The following is a 23,017-nucleotide window of genomic DNA, read 5'->3' on the forward strand; positions in this document are numbered from 1 at the left end:
GACGCCGATACGAGGGGGAATCGTGATGCGGACGATGGGGACGAAGACGGTGGACACCGTGGAGACCTCCCGGCTTCCGGCCGGGCCGATCCTGGTGTGCATCCGGAGGCTGCTGATCACCACGGCGATCGCGGGCGTCGTGTACAGCGCGCTCGGCACCGGCAGCAAGGGCCAGTGCTCCGGGATGCCGGGGACGGCAGGGCAGCCGTCGACGGAGACGTGCGTGAACATCACGATGCACCCGAGCTGGATCGTCTATGTCGCGTTCGCGGCGATCGTGTTCGTCGCCATCGGCAGAGTGGGCCGCCTGGCGTCGACCGTCGAGCAGGCGGGCCGCATCTTCGACAGGGCTGCGATCGCCGTGATGGCTCTCGCCGCCGTCTCCATCATCGTCGGAGGGCTGTGGCTGGCCCTGCTCCCGTTCGACTCGCTGACCGGGACGGGAACGACCATCTATCCGTTCCCGTTCAATTCACCGGAGCTGACCGTCACGCACAACCCGTGAAATGGGGCGCCGAACAAGCGAAAGGCCCGGTCAGAATCTCTTCTGACCGGGCCTTCTTGGTTGCGGGGGCAGGATTTGAACCTACGACCTCTGGGTTATGAGCCCAGCGAGCTACCGAGCTGCTCCACCCCGCGTCACAAGAATTTACTTTAGCACCGGCTGGTGTTCATAGAAAATCGAGGTCGAATCCCGGGCGCGCCGCCCGTGATTCCGGGTTTCAGGTAGACCGATCTGTCGATGCCGTGTTTCGGGGCGAGACCCGGCGGCGGGCCGCCGGTAGAGTCTGTGGGACAGGGAGGCCGCCCATGCCGAGTTCGCTTCAGAAGTACCGTGTCTGCGTGATCGAAGACGATCCGGACGTCGCCTTCTACATGAAGACCGTGCTGGAGAAGCGGGCGGACGCCGTGGTCGTCGCGATCACCGACCCGTCGAAGGCGCTGGCGGCCATCGCCGAGTTCGAGCCGGACCTGGTGCTCACCGACATCGAAATGCCCGGCATCTCCGGTCTCGAGCTGCTCAAGGTGCTGCGCAGCCAGTATCCGGGGATGCCCGTCGTCGTGATGACGGCGCACGTCTCCGTCGACTACGCCGTGTCGGCGCTGCGGGCGCAGGCGGACGAATTCCTCACGAAGCCGGTCTCATCCTCCGATCTGATCTCCATCGTCACCCGGCTGTCCGAGGAGGGGCGCACCAAGAAGGCGGCCGCCCGTCCGCAGGTGGTGCTGGCGATCGGCGCGCACCCGGACGATGTCGAGATCGGCGTCGGCGGCATCCTGTCCGCGCATCGGGATGCGGGAAACACCGTGGTCATCCTCACCATGTCCAGAGGCGCCAGGGGAGGGGACGCCGACGACCGGCAGCACGAATCGCTCGCCTCCGCCGAACTGCTCGGCGCCAGGCTGTTCATGGAGGATCTGGAGGACACCCAGATCTCGGCGGCCGACCCGACGGTCGGCATCATCGAGCGCGTGGTCGCCGAGGTGCAGCCGGACATCGTCTACACGCACTCCGCGCACGACCGGCACCAGGACCACCGTGCCGTGCACTCGGCGACGCTCGTCGCGACCAGGTCGGTGCGCACCGTGTGCTGCTATCAGAGCCCGTCGGCGACGATCGACTACCGGCCGACCAGGTTCGTGCCGATAGATGGTTTCACAGACGCGAAACTGCGTCTGATCGACTGCTTCCGGTCGCAGACCGAGCTTCGTGCATATCTCGAACCCGATTTCGTGCTCGCCACGGCGCGCTACTGGTCGCGTTTCGGCGGTGGGCAGAGCTGCGAACCGCTGGAAGTGATCAAGGACACCGCTGACATCTCGGTGCCGGCGTCGTCGCTGACGACGGAGGCTCGCACCAGAGGATCGGCCATGAACAGAGGAACAGAAGTGAATCGAGGAACAGAGAAGTGACCCGTGTTCTCGTGACAGGCGCCGGCGGCCCGGCCGGTGTCGCCGTCATCCGTTCCCTGCTGGCCCGCGACGACGTGCAGGTGCTCGCCGCCGACATGGACGGCTGGGCGAGCGGACTGTACCTGGTCGACGCCGCCGACCGGCGCATCGTGCCGGCCGGGGAGTCCGCCGGGTTCGTCGATGAACTGATCAGGATGTGCGAAGCCGACGGCGTGGACGTGCTGTTCTCGACCGTCGACGTCGAACTCCCCGGCCTCGCCTCCCGCCGCGACGACCTGCTCGCCGTCGGAACGGCGCTCGCCGCTCCTGGCATCGAGACGCTGACGGTCTGCCTCGACAAGTTCCTCCTGGCCGAGCGCTGCAGAGGCTCGCTCGCGGTTCCGGAGACCCGGCTGCTGAACGCAGACGGCGTCGCGCACGACTGGACGTTCCCCGTCATCATCAAGCCGCGCAGCGGCGCAGGCTCGCGCGGGGTCCGCCTCATCGCCGACCGGGAGGCATTGGAAGCGCTCGGCACCGACGAGAGCATCATCATCCAGGAGAACCTGCCGGGCGAAGAGTTCTCGGTCGACGTGCTCGCCGCGCTCGACGGCAGCGTCATAGCCGCCGTTCCCCGTTCGCGCGAGCGGGTCGACTCCGGGGTCTCCATCGCCGGCCGCACCGTCAAGCGGGCCGAGCTGTCGCAGACGGCCGCCGACGTCGCCAGGTCCATCGGGCTCACCGGCGTCGCGAACGTGCAGCTCCGGTACAGCACGGCGGGCATCCCGGCGTTGCTCGAAGTGAACCCGCGCTTCCCCGGCGCCATGCCGCTCACCATCGCCGCCGGCGTCGACATGCCGTCGCTGCTGCTCGACCTCGTGACCGGCGCCGACGTGCCTGCGACGGTCGACTTCGCCGAACTGGCGAACGTGCGCTTCCTGGAGGACGTCTTCCTCGACCCGTCCGACGTGCTCGTCTCCGAGAACGCCGCGCACGCGGAAGGTCCGGGCGAGGAGTGACGACGGGCCCCGCCCCGCTGCCGGACCGCTCGCTGCTGCTCGGCTCGCTGCTGCTCGGTGACTACCACGTCCACTCGACGTTCTCCGACGATGCGGTGAGCACGATCGAGGAGAACCTCGCAGCCGCCGGCGCCGCCGGGCTGCGCGAGCTGCGGCTCATCGACCATGTGCGGGCGTCGACCACCTGGGTTCCCGAGTTCGTGCGCGCGGTGGCCGCCGAGCGCATCCCGGGCGGCCTGACCGTGTACACCGGGGTGGAGACGAAGCTGCTGGATGTGTCCGGCGCCGTTGACACGCCGGCCGATCTGATCGTCGGCGTCGGCGGTGTCGACGCGATCGTGATCGGCGATCACCAGTTCCCCGGCATCGACGGACCGTGGTCGCCCAGGGAGACGATGGAGCGCCTGGCCGGGGGACTCTCGGCCGACGACGCGCTCGACCAGCTCGTCACGGCGAGCATCAACGCGATGCAGCGCATCCCGAACGTGCAGCTGGCGCACTGGTTCTCGATCCTGCCCAAGGTTGGGCTGACCGAGGACCAGCTCGGCGCCGATAGGCTCGACGCCTTCGCGACGGCGGCGGCGAGGACGGGCACCATCGTCGAGGTCAATGAGAAGTGGGCGTGCCCTGGTCCCGCGGCCGTCGCAGCGCTGATCAGCGCGGGAGCGCGCATCGTCGCGTCTACGGACAGCCACGTCGCCACAGAGGTCGGCCGCTACGAACGTGTGGCGCGCATCCTCGACGACGCCTATCGTCGAACCGAGACGGACAATCCGATTCCGGCCGAACCAGGGGAGGAGGACCGATGAGCCCCATCGACATGAACAGTGAGCAGTACGAGAAGATTCAGCGCGAGATCGACGCGAACAAGCGCTGGGAGTACCGCCTGCTCCCGTATGCAGGGATCGCCCTGGTTGTGCTGGCCGCGATCGTCGTCGTTCGCACGGTGTTCCTCCCGTGAGCGACGCCGCCGTGCCCCGCGTCGTCATCGCGGACGATGACGACGACATCCGCGGACTCATGCTGATCGCCGCCAGACGCGCAGGCGTCGAGGTGGTCGCAGCCGTCGACAACGGCCAGGCCGCGCTCGACGCCGTGCGCGCCGGCGGCATCGACCTCGTCGTCCTCGACATCTCGATGCCGGGGATGAACGGGGTCGAGGTCGCTGAGGCCGTCCGGGCCGATCCCGTCGTGAGCGCGACGCTCATCCTGATGGTGTCGGCGTCGGTGCAACTCCTCACCGACCACGGCGTCGTCGCCGAACGCTCCGACAGCTTCATCATCAAGCCGTTCAGCCCCAAGCTGCTGACCGGGCGCATCCGCGACATGCTCGGGATGGAGGCCACAGTATGACCATCGACCGCTGGCTCGGAAGAATCTCCCTCGACTCGCCGACCCCGTTCATCAAGCAGCTGCCGACGATCATCGGCTTCCTGATCGCGGTCGGTGTCATCCTGCTGCCGGTCAGCCCCTCCCCGACGGAGCCGCTGTACTTCTATCTCGGCGTCATTCTGGCGGCAGCGGCGAGCATCCTGTCGTTCGCACTGCCCTGGCGGAGGCTGAAGACGGAGTGGTCGATCCTCATCCCGGTGTTGTCGCTGATCGCGGTGGGGCTGTTTCGCCTGGGCACAGGCGGCTCGAGCTCGCCGTACGGCGCGCTGCTGCTGCTCCCGTTCGTGTGGATCGCGACGGAGGAGGGCAGGATCAACGCGGTGATCGCTGCCCTCGGCACCTTCCTCGTGCTGCTGGCGCCTCTGATCTCCACCTCTGTGCCGACGACCGTCGGCGATATGGTGCGGGCGATCTTCTCTCCACTGATCTACATGATCGTCGCGGTGGTCATCAACGAGATCGCGCACAGGGTGAGAGTGCAGCTCGCCTCGGCGAACGAGGCGGCGAAGCTGCGCAAGGAACTGCTCGAACAGGCTGTGCGCTCGCAGGACGAACTGGTGCTCAACGAGGCCAGGCTGAAGACGGCCAACCGCCTCATCCAGAGCATCTGGAACGCCGTCACCGAGCAGTCCGTGATCGGCACGGACCTCGACGGGCTCATCGACGTCTGGAACCCGGGAGCCGAGAAGATGCTCGGCCTCACCGAGAAGCAGGCGATCGACGGCAGACGTCACGTCATCGACTTCCACCTGCAGGAGGAGCTGGAACAGCGCCTCCGCGACATGGATGCGCGGGTGCAGACCGTGTCGAGCGCCGAGGACTTCTCCGCTCTGGTCGACGCCGTCCGCTCCGGATACGCCGACGTGCGCGACTGGACGTACGTGCGGCCGGACGGCAAGCACGTGCCCGTTCAGGTCGCTGCGACACCGCGGCTCGACGAGAACGGTCACCGGGTGGGCTTCATCTTCGTCGCCACGGACATGACGCAGGCGCGCGAGTTCGCCCGGCTGAAAGACGAGTTCGTCGGCCTCATTTCGCATGAACTGCGTACGCCGCTCAGCTCGATCCTCGGCTACCTGGAACTGATGCGCGACGACGAGGACGACCCGCTGTCGGAGGAGCAACTCCAATACCTGGGGGTCGCGGAGCGCAATGCGCACCGCCTGCTGAAGCTCGTAGGCGACCTCCTCTTCACCGCACAGGTGGAGTCCGGACGCTTCCCGCTGGAGCAGAAGGACCTGGAGCTCGGGCCACTCGTCTCGGCCTCGGTCGAGTCGGCCGGCCCGGTCGCCGCGAATGCCGGCGTCGCGCTCTCCGCCTCGCTGCCGGAGCAACCCGTCACGATCTTCGGCGACCCGATCCGGATCGGCCAGTCCATCGACAACCTCGTCTCCAACGCGATCAAGTTCACGCCGTCGGGAGGCAGCGTCACGGTGACGCTCTCCCGCGACGGCGGCGATGCGGTCATCGCGGTCACCGACACGGGCATCGGCATCCCCGCCGTGGAACTCGGGCAGCTCTCGAACCGGTTCTTCCGTGCCTCCACTGCCACCCGCAACGCCGTGCCAGGAGTCGGTCTCGGCCTGACGATCACGAAGGCGATCGTCACAGCGCACGGTGGAAGCATCGACATCGCCAGCGAAGAGGGCGTCGGAACCACGATCAGCCTGCGCCTGCCGTTGGAGATCGCGGCTACGACAGCGGTCGACGCAGGGCACTGACGCAGGGCACTGACGCAGGGCACGCCGTACACGCGGGAGGAACGATGGACGAGTCGCAGGGAATCACGGTCGCCGTCGTGCAGTTCGCGCCGACGGACGATCGCGTGCACAACAGGGACGCCGTCGCGGCGTTCGTCGCCGTCGCCGCCGGGCGCGGGGCACGGCTGGTGGTGTTCCCGGAGTACTCGTCGTACTTCGTGCATCCACTGGGCGACGGCTTCCTGCACAACGCGGAATGGCTGGACGGGCCGTTCATCAGCGCCTTGGCGGCGGCGGCGCGCGAGCACGCCGTCTTCGTGGTCGCGGGGCTCGTGGAGCGCACGGAGGACCGGCGCCGGTTCTCCAACACGCTCGTCGCCGTCTCCCCGATCGGGGACATCGTCGCCACGTATCGCAAGCAGCATCTCTACGACGCGTTCGGGGCGCGCGAGTCGGACTGGGTGGTTCCGGGCGGCCTCGACACGCCCCAGACGTTCGACGCCGACGGCATCACCGTCGGGATGCAGACCTGCTACGACCTGCGGTTCCCCGAAGTGACCAGGCGACTGGCGGATGCGGGGGCGGAACTGGTGCTCGTGCCCGCCGAGTGGGTGCGTGGCCCGCTGAAGGAGCAGCACTGGCGCACGCTGATCGCCGCGCGCGCCATCGAGAACACGCTCTACGTCGCCGCGGCGGACCACACGCCGCCGATCGGTGTCGGCGGGAGCACGATCGTCGACCCGATGGGCGTCGCCCTGGCAACACTCGGCGAGACGACCGGCGTGGCGGTCGCCGACGTGAGCGCCGAGCGCATCCGGTCGGTGCGGGAGCTGAATCCCGCGCTGGCTCTGCGGCGCTACCGCGTGCAGCCGATCAACTGACCGGGAGCGTCCGCGGGTCAGCGACGCAACTCGGCGAGTTGGGCAGCCGCCCGCTCCAGCACCTCCGTGCGCTTGCAGAACGCGAACCGCACGAGGGAGGCCGTTTGTGCGCTGTACTCCTGCGTGCAGAACGCCGAAAGCGGCACGGCGACGACCCCGGCGAGCTCCGGAAGCTCCCGGCAGAACCGCACAGCGTCCGGGTAGCCGAGCGGGGCGGCGTCGGCGACCACGAAGTACGTCCCGTCCGAGTTCGCGACGCCGAACCCCGCAGCCCGGAGGCCGTCGGACAGGAGGTCCTTCTTGGTGCGCAGCGTCGCGGCGATGCCGTCGAAGTACTCGTCGCCGAGCCGGAGCCCCGCCGCGATGGCGGGCTGGAACGGCGCGCCGTTGACGTAGGTGAGGAACTGCTTCACCGCGAGGATGGCGGTGACGAGGTCGGCAGGGGCCGTGAGCCAGCCCACCTTCCAGCCCGTCGTGCTGAACGTCTTCCCTCCGGAGGAGATGCTCACCGTGCGCTCCTTCGCCCCCGGCAGCGTTGCGATGGGGACGTGCGGGAGCCCGAAGGTGAGGTGCTCGTACACCTCGTCGGTGACGATGACCGCATCGTGCTGGTGCGCCAGCTCGACGATCGTCCGCAGCACCTCGGGGAGAGGACCGTTCCCGTCGGATTGTGCGGGGAGTTGACCAGGATGATCCTGGTGCGGTCGGTCACGGCGTTCCGGAGTTCGTCCAGGTCGGGCTGGAAGTCGGGGAGGCGCAGCGGCACAGTGCGGTGTCTGGCATCCGCCAGGCCGATGAGGGCGCCGTACGCGTCGTAGAACGGCTCGAAGGTGACGACTTCGTCGCCTGGCTGGAGCAGTGCGAGCAGCGTCGCGGCGATGGCCTCCGTGGCGCCCGCCGTCACGAGGACCTCCCTGTCCGGGTCGACGGTGAGCCCATAGAAACGCTGCTGATGCTCGGCGATGGCCAGCCGCAGGTTGGGAATGCCGATCCCTGGCGGGTACTGGTTGTCTCCGGAGCGGATGGCGGCGACGGCGGCCTCCAGTACCTCGGCCGGCCCGTCCTCGTCCGGGAAGCCCTGGCCGAGGTTGATCGCACCGGTGCGCACGGCCAGCGCGCTCATCTCGGCGAAGATCGTCGCCGCGACCGAACCGTCGGAGCCGAGCAGTCCTGCTCCGCGTGCCGCGCGCCTCCACGCCCCTGTCACCGTCATGGGTCCGTCCTCTCCGGTCGTGCGTTCCAACCTACGGGGTGTCGGGCGTACGCCGCATTCGGTACGTTGTGCAGAGTCATTGACAGGCAGTAGCTCGTCCACAGGACCCGCAAATAGAACACCCAGGTTCGCATCCCAAGCTGTCAGTGCTTGGAAGGAGCAACACCATGACTGACACCCCGATCACTCCGGAGCCCGCGAAGGCCCAGCACGACGCCGACACCGAGTCGGTCGCGGGTGCTGCAGCCGAGACGCCCACCAGCGCAGACCACCAGGTCGCGGCAGAGGCAGCGCCTGCTGCCGACGCAGCGCCTGCTGCCGACGCAGCGCCTGCTGCCGACGCAGCGCCTGCCGCACCGGCAGCCACGCCGGCCTGGGAGGCGCCCGCCGCCGCGCAGCCGACGGATGCGCAGCCCACCGTACCGCAGCCGACCGCACCCGCGGTCCCCGCGGCACATCAGACCCAGCCGACGCAGCCGGTCCCGCCGCAGCCATACGGCCAGCAGCCGACCGCGCAGCAGCCGACCGCGCAGCAGCCGACCGCGCAGCAGCCGACCGCGCAGCAGCCGAACTACGGGCAGGGCTCGTTCGGCCAGCCGTCGCACGCCTACCAGGGTGCACCGCAGCAGCCGTACGCACCGCACGCGCAGCAGGGTCCGTACGCGACAGCTCCCGGCGTCGCCACCGCGGACAAGCCGGCCAAGAAGCGCAACACCGGCATGATCATCGCCACGCTCGCGATCGGCGCCCTCATCGGCGGCGTCGCCGGAGCGGGAGCCGGTGTCGGCCTGTACGCCGCGACTAGCTCGAACAACGCGACCATCAAGACGGTCTCCGGCCCGCAGAACATCACGGTCAACGACGCCAACAATGCCACCACGATCACCGCCGTCGCCGCCAAAGCGTCGCCGAGCGTCGTCACCATCTCGGTGACGGGGTCGAGCGAGGGAGGGACGGGCTCCGGCATCGTCCTCACCTCCGACGGCTACGTCCTCACCAACACGCACGTCGTGACGCTCGACGGCCAGGCGTCGAACGTGACCGTCAGCGTCCAAGACAACGACGGCAAGATCTACACGGCCAAGATCGTCGGCACCGACCCGACCACCGACCTCGCGGTCATCAAGCTCGACGGTGCGTCCGGCCTCACCCCGATGAAGTTCGCCGACTCGAGCAAGCTGAACGTCGGCGACACCGCCGTGGCGATCGGCGCACCGCTCGGCCTCTCCGGGACGGTCACGGACGGCATCGTCAGCGCGCTCAACCGCAGCATCAGCATCGCGTCCTCGGCTGCTCCCACGTCCGGGGACAGCTCGTCCGGCGGCAGCGGCAGCGGCAGCAGCGGCACCCCGTGGAACTTCGACTTCCCCGGTCAGGGCGGCTCAGGCTCCGGCTCCGGCTCGCAGAGCACCACGACGGCCACGATCTCGCTGCCGGTCATCCAGACCGACGCGGCGATCAACCCCGGCAACTCGGGCGGCGCGCTGCTCAACAGCAAGGGCGAACTGATCGGCGTCAACGTGGCCATCGCCAGCGCGAGCGGCACGTCGTCGTCCGGCACCCAGTCGGGCAGCATCGGCGTCGGCTTCGCCATCCCGGCGAACCTCGCGCAGCGCATCTCGCAGGACATCATCAAGAACGGCTCCGCGACGCACGGCCTGCTCGGCGCCTCCGTCACCGACTCGTCCTCCGACACCAAGGCGACGAGCGTCGGCGCCATCATCAAAGACGTCACGTCCGGTGGCGCAGCGGCGGGCGCCGGCCTCAAGGCCGGTGACGAGATCGTGAACTTCAACGGCGTTCCGATCACGAGCGCGACCGACCTCACCGCTCAGGTCCGCGCCCTCGCGGCCGGCTCGAAGGCGGATGTCACGTACATCCGCGACGGCCAGACCAAGACGACGACTGTCACGGTGGGTTCGCTCCCGGCGAGCTGATCGCCCGGCGCACCGACCACGAGGCCGTCCCGCAGCAGCGGGGCGGCCTCGCGGCGTTCATGCGACCTCTCAGGCGTGAGGATGCGCGGCTGATAAGCTCGAACGACCCGAAAACGACGAATGGAACCGATGCCGGACAACACTGTGCACACCCTCACCGGTGTCTCGTACGTGATGCCCGTTCTGAACGAAGTCACTCACGTGCGGGCGGCTGTCGACAGCCTCCTCGCCCAGGACTACGCAGGACCGTTCGAGGTCACCATTGCGCTCGGCCCGAGCATGGACGGGACCACGGAGCTCGTCGAAGAGCTCGCAGCCGTCGACAACCGCATCCACATCGTCGAGAACGTCGTCGGCTCGACGCCGGCCGGTCTCAACCTGGCTATCCGCCAGTCGCACTTCCCCGTGGTCATCCGGGTGGATGCCCATTCGGTCCTGCCGACCGACTACGCCCGCATCGCCGTCGAGACCATCCTGGAGACCGGCGCCGACAACGTCGGCGGGCTGATGGATGCGCAGGGCACGACGCCGTTCGAGCGCGCGGTCGCCCGGGCGTACGGCAGCCGGATCGGCCTCGGCGGAACGAAGCTCCACGTCGGAGGTGAGGCAGGCCCGGCCGAGACCGTCTACCTCGGCGTCTTCCAGCGTGACAGGCTCCTCGAAGTCGGCATGTTCGACGAGGACATCAAGCGCGGGCAGGACTGGGAGCTGAACCGTCGCCTCCGGTCGACGGGCGGCACGGTGTGGTTCACGCCGCGCCTCAAGGTCACATACCGTCCCCGCCCGAACCTCTACCGGCTGGCCAGGCAGTTCGTGTCGACCGGCGTCTGGCGCGGTGAGCTCGCCCGTCGCTTCCCCGCGGCCAACGGCCTGCGCTACTTCGCGCCTCCGCTGATGGTGATCGGCGTGGCCGTCGGGCTGATCCTGGGCATCGTCGGCATCGTCCAGGCCATCCTGGGTGCGGCGCCGTGGCTGCTCATCGGTTTCGCGATCCCCGCGTTCTACGTGCTGATCGTGATCGTCTCGGCGTTCCTCTGGGGCAGGAAAGACGGCTTTCGGTCGTTCTTGTGGTTTCTCGTAGTCTTGCCGTGCATCCATTTCTGCTGGGGGAGCGGATTCATCCTCGGATACCTGTCCCTCACCCGCAACATCACCGCCCACACGGGAAGGTAGCCATGTCAGCCCCTGGAACCGGCGCGCACGGAGCGCGCCCGACCTCGATCGCCGAACTGCGCGCCGTCGCGCAGCCGCCTGAGGTGCGCGGCCGACGCAACGCCGAACACTGGACGGCGTCGCTCTACCTGCGCAACCTGTCGCCATACCTCACCTGGTTCCTGCTCAAGACCTCGATCTCGGCCAACGGTGTCACCGGCCTGATGATCCTGACCGGCTGGGTCACCGCGGCGAGCCTGCTCATCCCCGGCATCGGCGGCGCAGCGCTCGCGCTCATCCTGGGTCAGCTGCAGATGCTCGTCGACTGCTGCGACGGAGAAGTCGCGCGGTGGCGCAAGACGTCGTCGCCCGCTGGAATCTTCCTCGACAACGTCGGGCACTACTCCACCGAGACGCTGATCGCGATCGCGCTCGGCATCCGCGCGGCCGGGTACCCGTTCGAGGCCCCGGCCGACTACTTCTGGACCAACCTGGGCACGCTGCTCGCCCTCATCATCGTGCTCAACAAGGCGCTCAACGACATGGTGCGCGTCGCTCGGGCGAACGCCGGGCTCGGCAAGCTGGCAGACACGCAGGCAGCGTACGCGCCCACCCACGGCGTGATCGCCAGCCTGCGCCGTGCCGCACGGTTCGTGCCGTTCCACCGCCTCTACCACTCGGTCGAGCTGACGATCATGATCTTCGTGTTCTCGATCGTCGGGCTCTTCATCGGCGATCAGCTGGCCAACCGCATCCTGTTGTCCGCCCTCGTCCCGCTCGCCTTGCTGGCGCTGATCGGGCACTTCGTGGCCATCATGTCGTCGAAGCGGGTCCGTGGCTGACCGGCGGGTCGCCGTCGTCGTGCTCACCCAGGGCACGCGGCCGGTCGAGCTGCGCCGCGGCATCGACTCGGTGCTGGCGCAGACCGGGGTCACGACCGACATCGTCGTCGTCGGCAACGGCTGGGACCCTGCCACGTCCGACCCAGCGCTTCCCGGCGGCATTCAGACGCTGCACCTGCCGGACAACCTGGGCATCCCGGCCGGCCGCAATGCCGGCGTCCCGCTCGTCTCCGGCGACGTCCTGCTCTTCTTGGACGACGACGCGTGCATCCCGTCGCCCGCCTTCCTCAGCGATGCGATCGGGAAGCTCGACGCCGACCCCGGCATCGGGATGATCCAGCCGCGCATCGTCGACCCGTCCGGCACCATGTCCCCCCGCCGCTGGATCCCGCGCATCCGGAAGGGCGACCCCGCGCACCCGAGCAATGTGTTCTCGGTGTGTGAGGCGGTCATCGTGCTGCCGCGCGCCGTCTTCGATACGGCGGGCGGCTGGGCCGCCCCGTTCTTCTATGCCCACGAGGGCATCGACCTGGCGTGGAAGGTCTGGGACCAGGGCAAGCGCACCTGGTACGCGGGCGACCTGATCGCCAACCACCCTGCTGTGTCGCCGACGCGGCACGCATACTATTACCGGCTCAACGCCCGCAACCGGGTGTGGCTGGCACGACGCAACCTGCCGGTGGTGCTCGTCCCGCTGTACGTCGGATCGTGGACGGGCATCCAGCTCCTGCGGTGGTCCCGGAAACCGGCCGTGCTCAAGGCCTGGTTCGGCGGCTGGCGTGAAGGCTGGCGCACCGACCCGGGGGAGCGCCGACCGCTCCGCTGGCGCACGGTCTGGCGCATGACGCTCGCCGGGCGACCGCCGATCGTCTGACCGCTGTTAGTCGTCTGCGCGCTCGTCTGCAGCCAGCTCGACTGCTCTCCGCTCGTCTGCTCCCAGCTCTTCGTCGCTCAACTGGTCGTCGCTCAACTGGTCGTCGCTCAACTGGTCGTCGCTCAACTGGTCGTCGTTCAGCGGGGCAGCATCCAGTTCGTCGACGTCCGCACCGTCGACGCCGATTCCGGCTGCGCCCAGCTCGCCCTGTGCCGGGCGTCCGGCGGACGACGAGCGTCGCCGGGGAAGAGCGCCGCGCAGCGCCGTTCCGGCCCTGACCGCTGCGCCTCCTGCGCTCACGCCCATCCGGCGGACGCCCTCGGCCGTCGCCGCGATGGAGCGCCCGGCGATGCCGGGCGTGCCGTCTCCGGCCGCGACGGCCCGCACGACAGGATCGGTCACGGCGGGGAACACCTCCGGCGGTCGGCCGAACGCCAGCCGGGAGTTCTGCACGACACGACGGCCCAGGATGTTGTTGCCCGCTCCGCCGATGACGGCGCCGATCCCGAACGGGATCGCGCGGCCGATGATGCCGGCGCCGCCTCGCACCGCGAACTGGCGGATGAAGGCGCTCTTCAGGCGATCCACCAACGGGCCGACCGCGATCGTAGGCAGGCTCGAGGTGACGAGCTCGCCCCAGTACGCGCTCCTTCCCGCGCCGGAACCGCTGACCTGCCCGGCGAGCTGTCGCACGAGGTCGGAACCCTCCCTGCCCAGCATCATCGTGAGCACGAGGGCCCGGGCGCGCTCCGGGTCGTCTACCGCGATGCCGTGCAGTTCGCTGAGTGATTGGGCGTAGAGCGCCGTGGCCTCCAGGAAGCCGGCCGTCTCCAAGCCGGAAAGGGCGATCGTGACGCCGGTGCCGATCGCGGGGATGACCGCGGTGACTCCGACGGCGGCGCCTCCCGTGGTCACGGCGGCCAGGTAGCGTCGTTCGAGGATCGCCGCGAGCTGGGCGGGCGTGGCACCGGGGTTCCTGCGGCGGATGCTGCGCAGGTGCGCGAGCACGGCTGGTCGGTGGATCGCGAGGAACCGGTCGAGCGTCGAGTTGAGCACGCGAGGCGTTTCTGCCCCCGTCGCGGACGTCCCGGTGACCGATACGAGCGGTTTCTGCTGTCTAGCCATCGACCCCGAGTGTATGCGTACATTCTGCGAGGAACAGGGGATTGATTTTCCGTGTTCCTCGCAGAAGGTCTTCCCCCGTCAGGGGCTGGGCGGCTCGATCAGCGTGAGCGCTCACCGGATCCGGTGCGCGACCGGAGGTATTCGGCGGCGGACAGCACGCTGTAACCCTCCGGCAGATGTTCTCCGGTCAGTTCGGTGGTGAGCGTCCCGACGTCTACGCCGAGGACGCTCGCGATCCGAAGGATCGTGACGAGACTCGGATTCGAGACGCCGCGCTCGATCTTGCCGTAGTTGGTGACGTGCATCTGAGCGAGGTCGGCGACGTTCTCCTGGCTGAGTCCGAGTTCGACACGGACGCCGCGGACACGGCTGCCGAAGATCACGGCGGCTGGGGACAATGGTTGAGCTGGCATAAATAACAAATACGGTGATCTCGTGTAGACCGCCAGAGTCGGCATGCCTCGGACACTCTCGCCGTGTGCTTGAAAGATGCAAAATACATACGTTTCAACCCCTCGTCAGAAGCTGACGTTCCAGAGGTATTCCGTGCCGTCGGGCCGGAACCACCGCACGACGAGGATGGTGTCTCGCGCGAGGTCGTGCCCGGTGACGGTCGCGCCGACGGCGTCGCCCGGCGCGACGGCGGCCGGGCTGCTCACGGTCAGCCGGGAGCGTCCGGCGATCTGCACGGTGACGCCGCGGAGGACGTCTCTGCTGGTGTTGATCAGGCGATACAGCGGCGGCGCGCTGCGATCGACCTGCCAGGGGACGGGGTGGGCCACGGCGGCTGCCCGGCGGGTGGACGATGGACTGTGCAATGTGCGGTGTCGGCGGATCATGCCATCACACTATGGATCGCATCCGACGCTGGATCGCTCAGATCTGGCGTCTGTGCCTTTTCTGTGGAGAACTCGTCGAATTCTTTTCTGTGGAGGGATTGGCTACCCCTCCGGAATGCCCCGCTGACCGGGGGTTTCGATCAGTTTCCGTAATCGCGATTGTAGAGGTCGAGCACCTCGTCGATGGAGCCGTCGAGCACGAGCGCACCCTTGTCGAGGTACAGTCCGCGTTCGCAGAATCGGCGCAGGTCTTTCTCATTGTGCGACACGAAGAAGAGTGTTCTGCCGCCGGCCAGAAGCTCCTCGATGCGCCGGTAGCACTTCTCGCGGAATCCGCGGTCGCCGACCGCGAGCACCTCGTCGACCAGGATGATCGGCTCCTCCAGCTGCGAGATGACGGAGAACGCGATGCGCACCTTCATGCCGCTCGACAGATGCTTGTACGGGGTGTCGACGAAGTCGCCGATCTCGGCGAAGTCGATGATGCTCTCGAACCGCTCGTCGATCTGCGACTTCGACATGCCGTGCAGGCCGGCCGTCAGGTAGACGTTGTCGCGCACGGTGAGGTCGTCGACGAAACCGCCGGTGATCTCGATCAGCGGCGCGACGCCCTCGTCGATCGTGACGGCGCCCTCATCCGGCAGCATGACGCCGGCGACCAGCTTCAGCAGGGTCGACTTGCCCTGGCCGTTCCGGCCGACCACGCCGATCGCCTCGCCCTCGTTCACGGCGAAGCTGACGTTGCGGAGGGCCCAGAAGTCGTCAGGGCGTGCGCGGCGGGGCCGCGAGCTGAACAGGTCTTTGAACGAGCGTCGTCCGCCGCGGTTGCGACGGAACCGGACACCGAGCCCGGTGACGTCGATGATCGGTTCCGACATCAGATCTCCTTCAGGACGGCGCGCTCGCTGCGCCGGAACACCAGGACGCCGACCACGAGCAGGATGAGGGACACCAGGGCGCTCATCAGCACCAGGTACCAGTCGAGCTCCTGGGCGAAGAAGGTCGCCCGATAGAGGCTGAACAGCCCGGTGAGCGGGTTGAACGCCGCCAGATCCTTCAGGATGTGGACGTGCTCCAGGTCGCGCGCGCTGTAGATGATCGGCGACGCGTAGAAGAGGAAACGCAGGAAGAGCTTGATCGCGCGCTCCAGGTCGCGGAAGAACACGACGAGCGGTGCGACGATCAGGCCGACCCCCATCGTCAGGATCACCTGGATCACGATGGCGAGCGGGAACAGCAGGATGTCGATGTTGACCTTCGCGCCCCCGGCGATCGCGAAGAACGCGAGCACCGGCAGCGAGAGCAGGAACTCGATCCCTTTGGAGGCGACGATCCTGTTCACCCAGATCGAGCGGGGGATCATCGTGGACCTGATGAGCTTCGACTTGCGCAGGAACGCACGGGTGCTGTCCGAGACGGCGCCGTTGAACCACATCCAGGGCAGCAGCGCCGCGAGCAGGAAGACGATGTACGGCTCTTCGCCGACGTTGCGGTGGAAGATCTGCGTGAAGACGAGCCAGTAGATTCCGCTCATCACCAGCGGGTCGAGGATCGACCACAGGTAGCCGAGAACGCTCGTCGAATAGCGGACGCGCAGATCGCGCTTGGTCAGCAACCAGAGGGAGTGCCGATAGCGGGCGAACTTCGTTCGCTGCGCCGGGCGCACTGCAGTGAATGTACTGGTCACGGAACCCATCGTATTGATCGAAGCTGCGTGCTCGTCACGCAGCGGATTCGACTATACGAAAAACCGGCGACTAAACGAAAAGGTTGGCGCGTTCGAGGTCTTCCTGGAAGTCGACCTCGACCGCGTACAGGTCGGAGATGTTCACCGGCTCGACGAGCAGTGCATCCTGCTCGATGGCGAGCTCGATGCCGCGCTCGAAGTAGTCCTGGTCGCCGACACGCTGCAGCTGGCGGAGCAGCGCGGCCTTGTCGGTGCTGGACACGTAATTGATGCCGACGGCCTCGCCCAGACCGTTCTTGACGGTCTTGGAGAGCTCCTGGATGTAGCCCTCGGCGCCGGTGGTGTACTTGACCTCCTCGTCGGCGACCGACGAGGTGTTGACGGTCACGAAGGTCTGGTCGCGGTTGACGGTCGCTGCAGCGCGAACGAGGACGGCGGGGTCGAAGACGACGTCGCCGTTCATCCAGAGCACGCCGCCAGTGCCGGACGCCTGCAGGGCACGCATGAGGCTCTTGGAGGTGTTGGTCTGGTCGTACTGCTCGTTGTAGACGAAGGAGGCGTCGGGGAACGCCTCGATGATGTGCTCCAGCTTGTAGCCGACCACGATGGTCACCTTGGCGTCTTTGCCGAAGGCCGCGTGGATGTTGTCGAACTGCTGCTGCATGATGGTGCGGCCGTCGCTCAGCTCGGTGAGAGGCTTCGGAAGGCTTCGTCCGAGGCGGCTGCCCATGCCGGCGGCCAGAATCACTACCTGGGTCGTCACAATTGTCTCCTTGGGTTCCGTGCGGAGGGAGGCGATGGCCTGCTGGACACCACTTAACCGAAATCCGGTTCAGGGTTCGCCCAGGGTTCAGCCGCACTTACGCGTATCGACACCCCTTCATGCCTCGACCAGAGTACCGGCGCACCCTTTCGAGGGGCAGGGGTTGACCGATGTCGTTGTTGGGTCGTTATGTTCCTCACAGGAGTTTCCGTAGGCTGCGAGACCTCGTCAGTTGGCGGGGTGGGGCTCCCAAGGCCCGGGGCTCTTGGTACGTTAGCTGGGTGAGTTCCGAGCAAGCGCCATCCGACAGCACCGAGCAGATTCCGGTGAGCGCTCCGGCGAGGACTCCACGGACAACGAAGGACGAAACGCCAAGCGCTGGGGAGCGGACGGGGGACGAGATGGCGGCGAATGCTGGTGACGGAGACGGGGTCTCCGCACCGCCGAAGACTGCGGCGGTGAAGCCCACTGCGAAGCGTGCTCCCGCGGCCAAGACGGCGGCCGCCGCTGCCGGTTCGAGCACGCGGAGTGCCGCTCCGCGCGCACCGAGGACCACGAAAGCCAGGGCTGCAAAGGTCGCGCTTCCGATCGAGACCACGGCAACAGTGGATGCGGTCGTCGCGCCCGCCGATGTCGTCGCGCCTGCCGAGGTCGCCGCGCCTGCCGATGTCGCCGCGCCGGTCGAGGTCGCCGCGCCTGCCGAGGCGCAGCCGGCCGCTCCGGCAACGCAGGCGGGACCTGCGGCGTCTGCGGGCCAAAGCGTGCTCAGTGTCACCGGGTTGTACAAGCGCTTCGGGGACACCGTCGCCGTGGATGGCGTGTCGCTCGAAGTGAAGGAAGGCTCCTTCTACGGCATCGTCGGCCCCAACGGGGCAGGCAAGACGACAACGCTCTCGATGGTCACGGGGCTGCTGCGACCGGACGCAGGCCGCGTGCTCGTGCACGGCATCGACGCCTGGAGCGATCCGGTGCGCGCCAAGAGGGCGATCGGCGTCCTCCCCGACAAACTGCGGCTGTTCGACAGGCTCACCGGCGCCCAGCTGCTCCACTACTCCGGAACGCTCCGCGGCCTGAGCGCCAAGACCGTCCGTCTGCGCTCCGCCGACCTCGCGTCGGCGTTCGGCATCGAAGACGCCCTCGACCGTCTCGTCGCCGACTACTCGGCCGGCATGACGAAGAAGATCGCCCTCGCCGCCGCCATGATCCACTCTCCCCGGCTGCTGGTGCTCGACGAGCCGTTCGAATCCGTCGACCCCGTTTCCGCCGCGAACGTCATCGAGATCCTGCAGCGCTACGCGGCGGCGGGAGGCACGGTCGTTCTCTCCAGCCATGGCATGGACCTCATCCAGCGGGTGTGCGACAGCGTGGCGATCATCGTGCAGGGCAAGGTTCTCGCCGCCGGCACGATCGACGAGGTGCGCGGCGAGCAGACCCTCGAAGAGCGTTTCGTCGATCTGGCGGGCGGACGCAAGGCAGCGGAGGGCATGGAGTGGTTGCACAGTTTCTCGGACTGAAGCTGCGCCTCATGGGCAACGCCTTCCGGCGGAGCCCGTGGCAGGTCGTCGGCCTCGTAGTGGGGCTGGTCTACGGGTTCTTCGTCACGGTGATCGTCGTCGGGAGTCTCATCGCCGCCCGTTTCGTGCCAGACGTCTCGCAGGTGCACCACGTGCTCGTGGTGGTCGGCTCGATCGTCGTGGCCGGGTTCTTCCTGCTGCCGCTGGTCTTCGGCGTCGACGACACCCTCGACCCACGCGCGTTCTCGCTGTTCGGCATCCCGAATCGGCAGTTGTCCACGGGGCTGCTCCTGGCGGCACTGATCGGGATCCCGTCGATCGTGCTGTCGATCTGCGCCGTGGCGACCGTCGTCACATGGTCGCGGGATGTCGGCACGGCTCTGATCGCGATCGTGTCTGCCGCCCTGCTGGTGCTGACCTGCATCCTGGCGAGCCGGGTGTCGACCTCGGTCGCGTCGTTCCTGCTCGCCACGCGCCGGTCGCGCGAGTTCGGCGGTGTCATCGGCATCCTGGTCATCGTTTTCATCGCCCCCGTCATCATCCTGCTCATGACGATCGACTGGGGGCGAGACGGGCTGGGGGTCCTGTCCGGTTTCTCGGCGTGGCTCGGCTGGACGCCGCTCGGCGCCGTGTGGTCCGTGCCAGGCGAGGCCGCGGAGGGCGCCTGGGGCGTCGCCGTGCTGAAGCTGGTCGTCGCGGTCGCTACGGTCGGGCTGTTGTGGCTCGCGTGGACCTCGCTGGTCGCGAAGATGCTCGTCACCCCGCAGCGCGAGGCGCACGCGAAGGCGTACCACGGCCTGGGCTGGTTCGACCGGCTGAAGGGCGGCCCGACGGCGGCCATCGCCGCCAGGTCGATGACGTACTGGGGGCGCGACCCGCGCTACTGGATCTCGCTCGTGATGATCCCCGTCGTCCCGATCTTCGTCATCGTCGCACTGACGCTCGCCGGCATCCCCAGTCACTACGTCTCCCTCGTCCCGCTTCCCCTCGTGTGCCTGTTCCTCGGCTGGACGATCCACAACGACGTCGCGTACGACAGCACGGCCGTCTGGCTGCACATCGTCTCGGGCACCCGCGGCATCGCAGACCGGGTGGGCAGGATGTTCCCGCCGATCCTGTTCGGCATCCCGGTCGTGATCGTCGGCTCGCTGATCACGGCGGCGGTCTACGGCGACTGGGCCGTGCTTCCGGCGGTCGGAGCGCTGAGCGGCGCGATCCTGTTGATCGGGCTCGGACTCTCCAGCCTGTTCTCCGCGCTGTTCCCGTATCCGGCCACCAAGCCCGGCGACAGTGCGTTCGCCCAGCCGCAGACCTCCGGCGCGTCGGCTGCGCTGGTGCAGGCGCTGAGCTTCTTCGCCATCTTGATCCTCGCCTCGCCGATCATCGTCTTCCTCGTGCTCGGTCTGACCATCAGCCCGTTCTGGCTCGCCATCGCCCCGGTCGCCGCGATCGTGCTCGGCTTCGGCGCCCTCTTCGGCGGCCTCTACCTCGGCGCGAAGGCGTTCGACCGCCGCGGCCCTGAGATCATGGCCTTCGCCAACCGCAACGACTAGCTCCGAAACAATCGCGCCTGCACTTCTTCACGCTTTTCCGGGCGGAAAGCGTGAATATGTGCGGGCTCGATGATCGGGGGAGGTGGCGAACGTACACTGGTGGGATGTACGACGACAGCATCTCTGAACCCGGTGGACTGCCGGACGGCGGCGGAACGGCGACGCTCGACCGCGAACTGGAAGAGCTCCTGCAGAACGAGGCTATCGAGCCGGGCGACCACGAGCGATTCTCGCACTACGTCAAGAAGGAGCAGATCCTCGAGTCGGCCATGTCGGGCAAGCCGGTCAAGGCGCTCTGCGGCAAGATGTGGACGCCGGGACGCGACCCGCAAGAAGTTCCCGGTCTGCCCCAGCTGCAAAGAGATCTACGAGAAGCTGCGCGACGAGTAGCGCGACTCAGCCGTGAGGCGATCGGCCGTCAGGCGGCTTAGCCTCGCGACGGTTCAGACGTAGAGGGTCGGGAGCACCGGATCGCCCCGCCCGACGCGGAACGCCTGATCCGGCAGTTCGGCCATGGCCAGCGCCCTGTGCTCTCGCGCCGCCGCCGTGCCGGAAGCGCCCAGGTGCTCGCGGTGCACCTCGCCGTCCGTGATCAGCGGCACGAGCAGGTCGCGCCCGTGGTCGTCGACGCGCGCGCCGTGCTCGATCACGTGCACAGCCTCCGCCACCGCCGTCCCGTTGTCGTCGAGCCTCCGCACCGGATGCTTGCGGCCGCCGACGGTCGCCTTGCCGTCCGACTTCTTGGCCACGGAGATCCACTCGCCCGTGCCGTCGACGCTGCGGTGGGCGACGAGTTTGTAGACCATGCCGGAGGCAGGGCTCCCCGAACCGGTGACCACCGAGGTGCCGACGCCGTAGGAGTCGACGGGGGAGGCGGCGAGCGCGGCGATGGTGAACTCGTCGAGGTCGTTGGTGACGGTGATCCTCGTGTTCACGGCGCCCAGCGCATCCAGTTGGGCGCGGACCCTGCGCACCAGGTTCGGCAGGTCGCCGGAATCGAGGCGGACGGCGCCGAGCTCCGGACCGGCCACCCGCACAGCGGTGTCGATCGCCTTCTCGACGTCGAACGTGTCGACCAGCAGCGTCGTGCCAGGGCCGAGCGCATCCACCTGGGCGCGGAAGGCGTCCTCCTCGCTGTCGTGCAGGAGGGTGAAGGCGTGCGCGGCCGTGCCCATCGTTGGCACGCCCCAGTGGCGACCGGCCTCCAGGTTGGAGGTGGCGCTGAAACCGGCGATGTATGCGGCCCTGGCCGCGGCGACGGCCGCCCGCTCGTTCGCGCGCCGCGACCCCATCTCGGCGACCGGCCTGCCGCCGGCGGCGGTGACCATCCTGGCGGCGGCGCTGGCGACGGCGGAGTCGTAGTTGAACACGCTCAGGATGATCGTCTCCAGGATGACCCCCTCGGCGAACGGTGCGTCCACGATGAGGAACGGCGAACCGGGGAAGAACACCTCGCCCTCGCGGTATCCGGCGATGGTGCCGCTGAACCGGTAGTTCGCCAGCCAGTCGACGGTCGCATCCCGCACCACGTGGTTGTCGCGGAGGTATTCGAGCTCTGCGTCGCCGAAACGGAACTGCTCGATCAGTTCGAGCAGCCGCCCGGTGCCGGCGAGGATGCCGTAGCGGCGCCCGGCCGGCAGGCGGCGGGTGAACGCCTCGAACACGCACTCCCTGTCGTGTGTGCCCTTGAGCAGGGCCGCATCGAGCATGGTGAGTTCGTAGCGGTCGGTCAGCAATGCGGAGGAGGCCATCACGCGCCCAGCCTAGCGGGGTGTCGCCGAGGCTCTCGTTGTATGGTGGCTTCTTGTGAGCGATGCACCGATTGGGATTTTCGACTCCGGTGTCGGCGGCCTCACCGTCGCCCGCGCCGTCCGGGATCAGCTCCCGAACGAGTCCATCCTCTACGTCGGTGACACGCTGCACTCGCCATACGGACCCAAGCCGATCGCCGACGTGCGCCGCTTCTCGCTCGACGTGCTCGACATGCTCGTCGACCAGGGCGTGAAGATGCTCGTCATCGCGTGCAACACCGCGTCGTCCGCCATGCTCCGGGATGCGCGGGAGCGGTACTCCGTGCCCGTCATCGAGGTCATCCAGCCGGCCGTACGCCGCGCGGTCGCCGCCACCCGCAGCAATAGGGTGGGCGTGATCGGCACCGTCGGGACGATCAACTCGCGCGCATACGAGGACGCGTTCGCCGCGGCGCCGTCGCTCGAACTGTTCACGCAGGCCTGCCCGCGATTCGTGGAGTTCGTGGAGTCGGGCGTGACCAGCGGAGAAGAAGTCCTCAGGGTAACGGCCGAGTACCTGCAGCCGCTGCGCGACGCCGACGTGGACACGCTGGTGCTCGGCTGCACGCACTATCCGTTCCTGAAGGGCGCGATCTCCTACGTGATGGGGGAGGGCGTCTCGCTGGTGTCGAGCGACACGGAGACGGCGAAGGACGTGTACCGGACCATCGTCGGCGGCGGCCTGGAGCGCACCTCGCCGCTCGCCCCGACCATCCACTACGAGGCGACCGGCGCGGACACCGACACGTTCCTGCGCCTGGCGCACCGCTTCATCGGCCCGCAGGTCGCCTCCGTCGATCTCGTGCAGACCGGCGTGATCGAGCTGCCGTCCTGACCACCCAG

Annotated in this window: 22 protein-coding genes, 1 tRNA gene and 2 pseudogenes; 16 read left to right on the top strand and 9 right to left on the bottom strand. The window is 68.0% G+C overall.

Annotated elements, in window-relative coordinates:
* Positions 1–22 precede the first annotated feature (22 nt).
* Complete coding sequence (locus tag AC37TH_RS18540) at positions 23–505, top strand: hypothetical protein (protein WP_490765815.1); 483 nt, start codon at positions 23–25, stop codon at positions 503–505.
* Between the two features lie 57 nt (positions 506–562).
* On the opposite strand, the gene AC37TH_RS18545 is transcribed toward AC37TH_RS18540, so the two are convergent.
* A tRNA-Met gene (locus tag AC37TH_RS18545) sits at positions 563–639 on the bottom strand.
* A gap of 171 nt (positions 640–810) precedes the next feature.
* Between AC37TH_RS18545 and AC37TH_RS18550 the strand changes: the two genes are divergently transcribed.
* From AC37TH_RS18550 to AC37TH_RS18580, 7 genes are read left to right on the top strand one after another with little or no spacing between them, the layout of a single operon-like run.
* Positions 811–1,914 (top strand): PIG-L deacetylase family protein, encoded by a 1,104-nt coding sequence (locus tag AC37TH_RS18550; protein WP_490765816.1) that lies wholly within the window; start codon positions 811–813, stop codon positions 1,912–1,914.
* Positions 1,911–2,912, top strand: coding sequence for an ATP-grasp domain-containing protein (locus AC37TH_RS18555; protein WP_490765817.1), 1,002 nt, complete (start codon positions 1,911–1,913; stop codon positions 2,910–2,912). The genes AC37TH_RS18550 and AC37TH_RS18555 overlap by 4 nt, the downstream gene beginning before the upstream one ends.
* A complete protein-coding gene (locus AC37TH_RS18560; RefSeq protein ID WP_490765818.1) occupies positions 2,909–3,721 on the top strand; it encodes a PHP domain-containing protein in 813 nt (270 codons plus the stop codon). Before AC37TH_RS18555 ends, AC37TH_RS18560 begins: the two co-directional genes overlap by 4 nt.
* Positions 3,718–3,873, top strand: a complete 156-nt coding sequence (locus AC37TH_RS18565) for a hypothetical protein (protein WP_490765819.1) — start codon at positions 3,718–3,720, stop codon at positions 3,871–3,873. The genes AC37TH_RS18560 and AC37TH_RS18565 overlap by 4 nt, the downstream gene beginning before the upstream one ends.
* Positions 3,870–4,265, top strand: coding sequence for a response regulator (locus AC37TH_RS18570; protein ID WP_490765820.1), 396 nt, complete (start codon positions 3,870–3,872; stop codon positions 4,263–4,265). The genes AC37TH_RS18565 and AC37TH_RS18570 overlap by 4 nt, the downstream gene beginning before the upstream one ends.
* Positions 4,262–6,025: a sensor histidine kinase gene (locus tag AC37TH_RS18575; RefSeq protein ID WP_490765821.1), complete on the top strand. Its 1,764-nt coding sequence runs from the start codon at positions 4,262–4,264 to the stop codon at positions 6,023–6,025. The genes AC37TH_RS18570 and AC37TH_RS18575 overlap by 4 nt, the downstream gene beginning before the upstream one ends.
* Positions 6,026–6,069: 44 nt before the next feature.
* Entirely contained in the window at positions 6,070–6,885 is an 816-nt protein-coding gene (locus AC37TH_RS18580; RefSeq protein WP_490765822.1) for a carbon-nitrogen hydrolase family protein, read from the top strand.
* Between the two features lie 17 nt (positions 6,886–6,902).
* Here AC37TH_RS18580 and AC37TH_RS18585 read toward each other — a convergent pair.
* Positions 6,903–8,098: pseudogene (locus tag AC37TH_RS18585) on the bottom strand (pyridoxal phosphate-dependent aminotransferase).
* Between the two features lie 167 nt (positions 8,099–8,265).
* On the opposite strand from AC37TH_RS18585, the gene AC37TH_RS18590 reads away from it, so the two are divergent.
* The 4 genes from AC37TH_RS18590 (at position 8,266) to AC37TH_RS18605 (ending at position 12,903) form a co-directional block, all read left to right on the top strand.
* Entirely contained in the window at positions 8,266–10,035 is a 1,770-nt protein-coding gene (locus tag AC37TH_RS18590; protein ID WP_490765823.1) for a S1C family serine protease, read from the top strand.
* Between the two features lie 129 nt (positions 10,036–10,164).
* On the top strand, positions 10,165–11,208 hold the full coding sequence (locus AC37TH_RS18595) for a glycosyltransferase family 2 protein (RefSeq protein WP_490765824.1): 1,044 nt from the start codon (positions 10,165–10,167) through the stop codon (positions 11,206–11,208).
* Between the two features lie 2 nt (positions 11,209–11,210).
* Positions 11,211–12,029: a CDP-alcohol phosphatidyltransferase family protein gene (locus AC37TH_RS18600; protein ID WP_490765825.1), complete on the top strand. Its 819-nt coding sequence runs from the start codon at positions 11,211–11,213 to the stop codon at positions 12,027–12,029.
* Positions 12,022–12,903 carry a glycosyltransferase family 2 protein gene (locus AC37TH_RS18605; RefSeq protein WP_490765826.1) on the top strand — a complete coding sequence of 294 codons (882 nt, stop codon included), beginning with the start codon at positions 12,022–12,024 and terminating at the stop codon, positions 12,901–12,903. Before AC37TH_RS18600 ends, AC37TH_RS18605 begins: the two co-directional genes overlap by 8 nt.
* Positions 12,904–12,909: 6 nt before the next feature.
* Here AC37TH_RS18605 and AC37TH_RS18610 read toward each other — a convergent pair whose 3' ends face one another.
* The 6 genes from AC37TH_RS18610 to AC37TH_RS18635 all read right to left on the bottom strand — a co-directional run bounded on the left by AC37TH_RS18610 (position 12,910) and on the right by AC37TH_RS18635 (position 17,317).
* Positions 12,910–14,028 (bottom strand): hypothetical protein, encoded by a 1,119-nt coding sequence (locus AC37TH_RS18610; protein ID WP_490765827.1) that lies wholly within the window; start codon positions 14,026–14,028, stop codon positions 12,910–12,912.
* 98 nt (positions 14,029–14,126) lie between these two features.
* Positions 14,127–14,441 carry a helix-turn-helix domain-containing protein gene (locus tag AC37TH_RS18615; RefSeq protein WP_490765828.1) on the bottom strand — a complete coding sequence of 105 codons (315 nt, stop codon included), beginning with the start codon at positions 14,439–14,441 and terminating at the stop codon, positions 14,127–14,129.
* Between the two features lie 105 nt (positions 14,442–14,546).
* Entirely contained in the window at positions 14,547–14,867 is a 321-nt protein-coding gene (locus AC37TH_RS18620) for a hypothetical protein (protein ID WP_490765829.1), read from the bottom strand.
* 140 nt (positions 14,868–15,007) lie between these two features.
* On the bottom strand, positions 15,008–15,745 hold the full coding sequence (locus tag AC37TH_RS18625; RefSeq protein ID WP_490765830.1) for an ABC transporter ATP-binding protein: 738 nt from the start codon (positions 15,743–15,745) through the stop codon (positions 15,008–15,010).
* Complete coding sequence (locus AC37TH_RS18630) at positions 15,745–16,554, bottom strand: ABC transporter permease (RefSeq protein WP_490765831.1); 810 nt, start codon at positions 16,552–16,554, stop codon at positions 15,745–15,747. The genes AC37TH_RS18625 and AC37TH_RS18630 overlap by 1 nt, the downstream gene beginning before the upstream one ends.
* Before the next feature lie 70 nt (positions 16,555–16,624).
* A complete protein-coding gene (locus AC37TH_RS18635) occupies positions 16,625–17,317 on the bottom strand; it encodes a phosphocholine cytidylyltransferase family protein (protein ID WP_490765832.1) in 693 nt (230 codons plus the stop codon).
* 458 nt (positions 17,318–17,775) lie between these two features.
* Here AC37TH_RS18635 and AC37TH_RS18640 point away from each other — a divergent pair, with 458 nt between their 5' ends.
* The 3 genes and pseudogenes from AC37TH_RS18640 to AC37TH_RS18650 all read left to right on the top strand — a co-directional run bounded on the left by AC37TH_RS18640 (position 17,776) and on the right by AC37TH_RS18650 (position 20,774).
* Entirely contained in the window at positions 17,776–18,831 is a 1,056-nt protein-coding gene (locus AC37TH_RS18640) for an ABC transporter ATP-binding protein (protein WP_490765833.1), read from the top strand.
* A complete protein-coding gene (locus tag AC37TH_RS18645) occupies positions 18,807–20,384 on the top strand; it encodes a hypothetical protein (protein ID WP_490765834.1) in 1,578 nt (525 codons plus the stop codon). Before AC37TH_RS18640 ends, AC37TH_RS18645 begins: the two co-directional genes overlap by 25 nt.
* A 104-nt stretch (positions 20,385–20,488) precedes the next feature.
* Positions 20,489–20,774 (top strand): annotated as a pseudogene (locus tag AC37TH_RS18650) (DUF3039 domain-containing protein).
* A 53-nt stretch (positions 20,775–20,827) separates the two neighbouring features.
* On the opposite strand, the gene AC37TH_RS18655 reads toward AC37TH_RS18650, so the two are convergent.
* Positions 20,828–22,135: a nicotinate phosphoribosyltransferase gene (locus AC37TH_RS18655; RefSeq protein ID WP_490766093.1), complete on the bottom strand. Its 1,308-nt coding sequence runs from the start codon at positions 22,133–22,135 to the stop codon at positions 20,828–20,830.
* Positions 22,136–22,190: 55 nt separating this feature from the next.
* On the opposite strand from AC37TH_RS18655, the gene murI reads away from it, so the two are divergent.
* Positions 22,191–23,009 (top strand): glutamate racemase, encoded by an 819-nt coding sequence (gene murI / locus AC37TH_RS18660; RefSeq protein WP_490765835.1) that lies wholly within the window; start codon positions 22,191–22,193, stop codon positions 23,007–23,009.
* The last annotated feature ends 8 nt before the right edge of the window (positions 23,010–23,017 follow it).

This window comes from Leifsonia sp. McL0627, from assembly GCF_058244615.1.